General features: G+C 34.8%; 7 protein-coding genes and 1 riboswitch. Of the genes, 1 reads left to right on the top strand and 6 read right to left on the bottom strand.

Annotation, left to right across the window (positions count from 1 at the left end; all coding sequences use genetic code 11):
- The 6 genes from QZU81_RS10935 to QZU81_RS10020 all read right to left on the bottom strand — a co-directional run.
- A partial coding sequence (locus QZU81_RS10935; protein ID WP_369333911.1) for a DUF1294 domain-containing protein occupies nt 1–129 on the bottom strand: 129 nt, incomplete at its 3' end.
- A 208-nt stretch (nt 130–337) separates the two neighbouring features.
- Complete coding sequence (locus QZU81_RS10040) at nt 338–2,902, bottom strand: hypothetical protein (protein WP_295591594.1); 2,565 nt, start codon at nt 2,900–2,902, stop codon at nt 338–340.
- A 300-nt stretch (nt 2,903–3,202) separates the two neighbouring features.
- Nucleotides 3,203–4,198: a hypothetical protein gene (locus QZU81_RS10035; RefSeq protein WP_295591593.1), complete on the bottom strand. Its 996-nt coding sequence runs from the start codon at nt 4,196–4,198 to the stop codon at nt 3,203–3,205.
- A gap of 4 nt (nt 4,199–4,202) precedes the next feature.
- Nucleotides 4,203–4,292, bottom strand: a riboswitch (SAM riboswitch).
- 641 nt (nt 4,293–4,933) lie between these two features.
- Entirely contained in the window at nt 4,934–5,371 is a 438-nt protein-coding gene (locus QZU81_RS10030) for a hypothetical protein (protein WP_295591592.1), read from the bottom strand.
- A 373-nt stretch (nt 5,372–5,744) separates the two neighbouring features.
- Nucleotides 5,745–6,203: a macro domain-containing protein gene (locus QZU81_RS10025; RefSeq protein ID WP_295591591.1), complete on the bottom strand. Its 459-nt coding sequence runs from the start codon at nt 6,201–6,203 to the stop codon at nt 5,745–5,747.
- A 71-nt stretch (nt 6,204–6,274) separates the two neighbouring features.
- Nucleotides 6,275–6,403, bottom strand: a complete 129-nt coding sequence (locus tag QZU81_RS10020) for a hypothetical protein (protein ID WP_295591590.1) — start codon at nt 6,401–6,403, stop codon at nt 6,275–6,277.
- 547 nt (nt 6,404–6,950) lie between these two features.
- Here QZU81_RS10020 and QZU81_RS10015 point away from each other — a divergent pair.
- Nucleotides 6,951–7,179, top strand: a 229-nt coding sequence (locus QZU81_RS10015) for a hypothetical protein (protein WP_295591589.1), incomplete at its 3' end; no start/stop codon positions are given.

Genomic DNA, 7,179 nt, shown 5'->3' with positions numbered 1-7,179 from the left:
CCCTGCCGCAGCCAGGCCCAGCAGCACCCACTCCGGGATGCGCCACCAGTGATTGACGGCTTTCAGCTTGTCCAGGCCGTAGACGAAAAAAGTTATGATATTGATGATACAAAATGCGTAGAAAGTCATAATTATTTATTTACGTTTATGAAGAAAATCAGAGTCTAAGGTAACTATATTTGACTTTTTGGTGTACTGTTATTATTTTCATTATCTTCTGTCATTCTGTCCTCTTGTATGATAAGTAGTGATGAAAGTAATGATTTTTAGACCACACTTCCTTTTTTACTAGTTTGTATATTATTGAAAAAGACATAATCTCTTAGTGTTAATAAACTTATTCTATATAAATTTCATCAACAAAAAACTGTTCCAAACTATTTATAAATCCATATTTATATAAGTTAGGTAAAATTTTTTCTCCTAATTTTTTATGTAATTGACTTAATTGTTCAATCTCAGTATCGCCGATATTTTTATCTAATAATGACATTCGAATTTGATACCAACCAACATCCCACGTTGTTGTTTTAAATTTCGGCCAAGCTAAATACGTTGACTCTTGATAAAATAAGCGGTAAATATCTTCTGCTTTTTTCAAAACATTTTCTGCTTCAGGAGAAAACTTTAATGTTTGGAGATATTTTGCCATATATCTATCATTTTTAGCTCCATTTAGACTATTTCTAATGCTTGTTAATGATACAGTCCAGTTACTTACTTTTTCTAGGAGAAATGGATAGAAATGATTTTTTATACGATAACTCTTTCCCTTATATAAAACTTTTTCAATTGCAACTGTCTGATTGGAACCATCAAACAATGCCCAGACTATGCAATCTGAGACAAAAATACTATTAAAGTTATTAGTGTTTGGTTGAAAAAACTGGTCTCTATCGTTTAACCATGTTGCTTTGGGTAATCTTCTAGTTGTATACATTATTAACGCTTGTTCCAAATTATCTGGAACTATGGAAAAGCCCCCAGCACTAGCAGCCGGACCTGATAGAATATATGTCAAATTTTGATGTTGAAAATCATTCCCTAATGAAGCTAATGATGCCAAAAAATCAGGCGCAATTCTGTCTCGTATATCTTTATTTCCATCGCCTAACTTTAATGCACTAGAGAATGGTGGCATTATTGCATTATTTCTTTTTCTTTCAACCCACTTATTCAAAAACGTATTCCTTGCAATACTGTCAATCTTCTTTGTTCCAATTTTTTGGACTTCGGTATTAAAAATATCAAAAACTATTTTTTGATCCTCTAATCTCATTATTTTGCTTAAATTCCAAACAGCAAATGCAATAGGGAACTTTCCCTTACTTCCAGAAAAGTTCTTTGATTCTAACAAAAAACCTCGTTCGAATTTATACTGAAAAACTTTATCTCGAAATAGTTGGTCATTATTAGAATTAATATATTTTAATTTCGAAAAAAGTCCCAAATATGCTGTTTTATTTTTAAATTCCAAACTTATTCTATATAAAAATTGTGAAAAAAGCTCTCTACTAACTTCACCCATATTCTCTGATGTCATCAATTTACGTATTTTTGTTTCAGAAACTGTATCTTTAGTAATATCTTTTTTAAACCCTGCTGTATTAGCTGTTACAAATGGAGGATTAATAAATATAATCCATTTAATATTAGGATTAGCCAAATCTTTCAATAAATTCTTGGGTAATTTTGTTGGAATATCTTCTTCTAACAAATTAAGTTGTTTCTCGAATTTTAATACAACATCATCATTCAAATAATCATATTGAAATACAGTGGCCTCTGGATATATCTTCTTACAGTACTTTGCATCATCCTCTAAAAGTGTTGAAATATAGCAATATGGTAACGCTTCTTCCGGTAAAAGATACTCAAGATTTCCAGTTCCTGCTGCCATATCCCATAACCGAAATCCTTTTTCCCACCATTTTTTACTGTTAATGCTTTTTTCTAAATATTGAATTGCTTTTTTTGCAAAATATATTGGAGTGTAGAATTCCCCAGTGAATCTTCGATAATCTTCTTTTGTTAGTCTATCAAATCTTTGCCTTATAGCTTTTATGGTAGGTATGTCAACATCTTTTTCATAAATATCCCAAAACTTCTCGTATTCATCCATCGGTATAGACTTGGTTACTGTAGTACCATCATTTAAAAAGAAAACTATTTCACCACGTTCTAAAGACACAATTGTCTTATCTGATTGTATGTCAGCGATAAAATATTCTGAAGATTTATGTCCATTGACGATATAATCTTTAAATTTTCTTAACCAAACCTTAAATACTTCTTCAAAATTCTGCTCATTAATATCTTTTTTTGTAAGTCCTTCAAACAAATCTATCTCGAGAGAAATGATTCTCTCGATATGTTCTGTAAACTCCTTGTAATCATCCGGATCCGTAAGAGTATAAACATTTGCATTTTTAATTACATCTGTTTTTGCAACAGCATCAATAATATAGGGACATGGAGTGCTTGGAGCACGATCCCAATCATACTTCTGTATTTTACTAGTAAATATCGAACTAAAATCTTTTGTTTTTACAAAGAATGCTTCATTTTTATCAATAGCACAAATATTAGGTGGTACTCTTAATTGTTCATTACCATATTTTAGTTCCCTAATATAATATAAAGCTTGCGCGATAACTCTAGCTCTTTGTATGATAGACTTTAAATTTTTATCATACTTGAATTCAAACAGGCATGTTGGGAGATACAAATCCATTTTCATCTGAGAATCAATTTTTATTTGAAATGCTTTGGCAAACTCATATTTTACTTCTTCTTCGTTATGACATAGATTTAAATTAGTAGGCAATGCTAAAATATCGCTTTTTTTGATTTTCATTTTAATTACTCCTGAATAGTTATTTTTGTAATTTAATTTTACCATATTAATAGCCCGTTTAAAATAGTAAGAAATTAATATATTAAAAAGCTTACTCGACAAGTCATTGCAAGGAAAATTTTACGTGCAACAGATTATAACTTAAACATAACCATTTCCTTCCTAAAAGCTTTTTTTAATACAAATTGCAGGTCGACAAATCTAAAAACCGGAGCACTCATATAGAGTGCTCCGTAAACATGTGTGCCGGGGTTTCATTGTACCCCAAAAGGAGGTCAGATTCATAACTACCATTTTATCAAGTTTACATTAGTCGCATTTCTGAAAACTGCCACTCACCTAACGTTACCCAATGGCACGAATAGCGGTTATACCATAGACGGGATCATATGCCCTTTGGTACCTTCTTGTAAATTGCAAATCTTCTTTCCACTTCGCAAGGGCTAACCAGTTTCTTGTCTGCTGCCCATTATGGCTAATAAAATACTCCAAATAGTTAATAACTTCTAGCTTACTCATAATTCCTCTATCAATAATCTTTGAAATAATAAATCTTCGTTCTTCGCGAGAGTAGTTATCCTGTTGATTCACGTTATAACCGCATAGATGAAGCGGCGATTCCTCAGCCAAAAACTCTCCGTTATAAGTAATGCTGCTATGCTCTAATTGAATGTCTCCAATTATGGCACCGTATTTTTTACGGTAGTACTGATACGAAACTTCACTGATAAAGAAGCGGTTGCAGTCTCTACAATAAGCGACGGTCATTCTTACATCTTTATTTTTCAGTCCAAGCATCACAGCTGTTGCAGTAATGAGGTGATGACCTTTTCTCTGACAAGATAATAAACCCTTATATACGTATAGCGTGTTATTCTTATTCCACACAGGTACAGATTCGCTTTTTTCATGTTTCTTCTTGTATGAAGGAAGCTTCGCTGCCGCATACTTAACTAATTTATAGATGGCATCTGTCGGTTTTACAGGGTAGATACGGCATCTAACTACATAATCATTACGAAACGCATCATCTAACAATAACTCGCTCACCGTTTCAAAAACTATGTCTCGGTTTAATGAAAAGAGTTGCTTTGAATGATAGTTCCTTTTTGATGCAAAATCTTCCACGCCTTTAATAGCACACATATATTGCCTGGATTCATATATACTGAGCTTTAGTTCAGTCTTCAACCAATTATAAAAGTCTTGTTTTTCTTGTCTTGCATACTGTGGATCTGTATTATAATAACTCATAAGAATTGCCTCCAGTATAATTAAGATTTGAACACAAAAATTAAAAAGCCCATCTGACTGATGGGCTTGAAAAGCAGAGCTATCCAATATCCCATCATACAAGCATTAGCACCTTAACCGGGCGCCCGGTCAGGTTGCTGTGCGGTCACCGAGCTTGTCTCTCGCGCACTCTCTATGGTTAATTGGTTCCGTTACTGGAAACAATATTAAAGTAAGTAATCGTAATGAAGATTACCTCAACCCTCGTTACATTTATATTATACCACATGTCGCCAAAATTTTCAACAAATACAAGTTTGTTGAATCAATCTTATTTTTGTTATTATATTTTATTAAATAAACTTTTGATTTTTTTATAAAATTATAATTCGTTTTAAGTTTTGATTTACAAAACTTTGTTTAAAGTTTCATCATGCTCGCTTGGCCTGTTGCTTGCATCGTTCCGACAAGAATAGGTATTTTTACCTTAAATCTACGGTTTTTAGCGGCTCATTTCTGACTGTAGTTGGCCAAAAAATGGGTGTTTTTAATGAGTTCAGAATCAGTACAACCATCTGTTTATTCTTCAAATATATGTTTATGCAGAGTTCAACTACCTCTAAAGTTCTTTTAGCCACAAATAAATAAAGCCCTTCACAGCTCGGCGTACCTGCTTCCAATGCAGAGACTGCCGTGAAGGACTGTTTTCAGCGAATGGTTTACTGGCACTGGCGCCGATGTGGCCGTCGACCGCAAACTCATTGCCGAATTTTGATTTTATCAGCATGACACGAAGAACTCAATAAAAAGAAAGGTTTCATTATTAATTACCTTTACACTAAATTAAAGAGTTTTACTGTTGCACCAGCATTTCCATCCAGCCTCTGCTCTGCCAAACAATACTAAATCATCATCAGATGGAAAAATCTTTTCCCAAGCAACATACAACTCAGCCGAACCAGTACCTTCAGGATATTGTTTAAAAAATTTAATAGCATTTTCCATTTTAGATACATCGAGATTATCCTGATACAACGGATATGGTGCCATCATTGCAGTTAAACAATCCAAATACGGTTTAACCAAGGAGCCTACTTCCTGCAAAACCCATTTTTTAAAGTCGTCCGCATCAAATGTTTTATATTTTTCATAATCGTATCGTGGATAAAAATACGCAAGTTTTAATAACCAGCTTAATAACTCCGGTTCAAAACGATCTACCTTACCTACAGTGTTACCAGTAACTTTAACTTCGGGATTGCAAATATCATTGATAAACAAGCCATCTCTACAAAATGAAAATTCATAAACGCTGGACAATAGTCTTACCGGTAAGTGCCATTCATGATTGTACGTTATATTTATTGAGTTCGGCCATTCTATACCAGTTGCGGTACCTGCAAATTTATAATCTTTAGCTTTCCAAGTTACAAAATCACCATCAAAATATACTTTAGCTTCTTTTATTATATCTGTTGTTTCATTATCATTAATTAATTTTCTTAATCTGCTTAATTATTTTTTGCTAATAACAAAATGTAGTGTGTCCAATTTCTTTTTCAAATTATAGATTTTATCTACTCTCTTTTCTTTTTCTTCGATACACTGCGGCAGCACAAAGTAATCACTTCTGGTTAGCTCAACTGGAGGCTTCTTATAAAGACAGAAGAATATCTAACGTCATATTTTTTTCAGTAAGGCAATACTGGCATGTATCATACGCAATCTGGAGCGCTTTGCCGAAGGGAAAATCGGAACCGCCATTACAGATTACAGGAATCGCAACCTTCCGGCAGTGGTACTTCGCTGCCAGTTCCAAAGATCGGAGATAGCAGGCTGCCAGCCATTTTTCTTCCTGTTCGTTGCCATCCCGCCACAGTGGAGCCACGGTGTGAATAATATAGCTTGCAGGCAGATTGAAACCGGGCGTCAGCTTCGCTCCGCCTACCGGACACGCATTAATCGTTCCGCTGTATTCTTTTAATTCAGGCCCTGCAGCTCTATGAATGGCATAATTCACTAAGCCGCCGTCCTTCAGTTCATAATTAATTACGTTAACGACCGCATCCGCCTGCAGTGTGGTAACATCACCAATAATAAAGTCCACGCCCATAACGTCCTCCCAAAAACATTTATGTTATCGTTGCAATCTAACTTTTACTAATATTATACTCCCATTTAAATTTATCCAATAATAAGCATGCCAATTACAAACAGTAAGCACAAGATTAAGACAGGAATACCAATGCCGCAGACAGCAGCACATATCACGCCAACAATCACATTCATAGCTTCGCAGAATTTTTCCGCCAAATTTGACGTCTTGCCCGTGATTAAATTGTAAACGATGTCAATAAAGCCCAGCAGCAGCATAAATAAAAGTACTGCAATAAACAGCAGAATTATATAAACGATTATCATGGCTTGCCCCCTTTTCTTTGGTTCCCCCTCCCCCCTTCCCTACCTACTTAAATTTTACAACTTTGCCAGTCCGTTTGTACGGACTTTGAGAAATTCCGCGCACGCCGGTCACTGTGCGGGTTTCAGAAATTTATGTTTTTTAACGCACAAAATCTCCAGACGCGCCTGGCGATTTTTTTACCAAACTGTCATTGACAGTTTCAATCGTAGTGCTATAATAACACTTGTGGCTATAATAACACTTGTGTCGTATTGCCACATCAGACGCATCCATTGTTTTGTGGTGTTCAGACGCATGATGATATTAAAACCAGGGTGCATTTCTGTAACCATGCTTTTTTCAAAAATGACCTTGACGAGCACTGGTTAAGAGTTTCGGTAAACAGTAAAAATAGCCGCCGCTGTGTTTTTTTTAATCTTGAAGAAGGAGGTACCGGAATTGAAGAAAAACCCGAAAGCTCTTCTGCTTACCAGCCGTAATATTGATTACGATGATTGTGAGTTTGAAGTTTCCGGCATTTCGTATTACTTTGTCATCCCCGCCGGCAAACTGAAAGAACAACAGATCAAATTCAAAAATGAAGTCGCCGACGACGAACTATTACTTATAATCTTTTTTAAGGATGGATCGTATAAAGTCTTTTCTTTGGTCAGATATAACATGAGTT

Source organism: uncultured Methanobrevibacter sp. (genome assembly GCF_902770715.1).
In the GTDB taxonomy this organism is placed as follows: domain Archaea; phylum Methanobacteriota; class Methanobacteria; order Methanobacteriales; family Methanobacteriaceae; genus Methanocatella.
The sequence above is the reverse complement of the archived record's forward strand: the minus strand, read 5'-3'. Positions and strand labels throughout refer to the sequence as shown.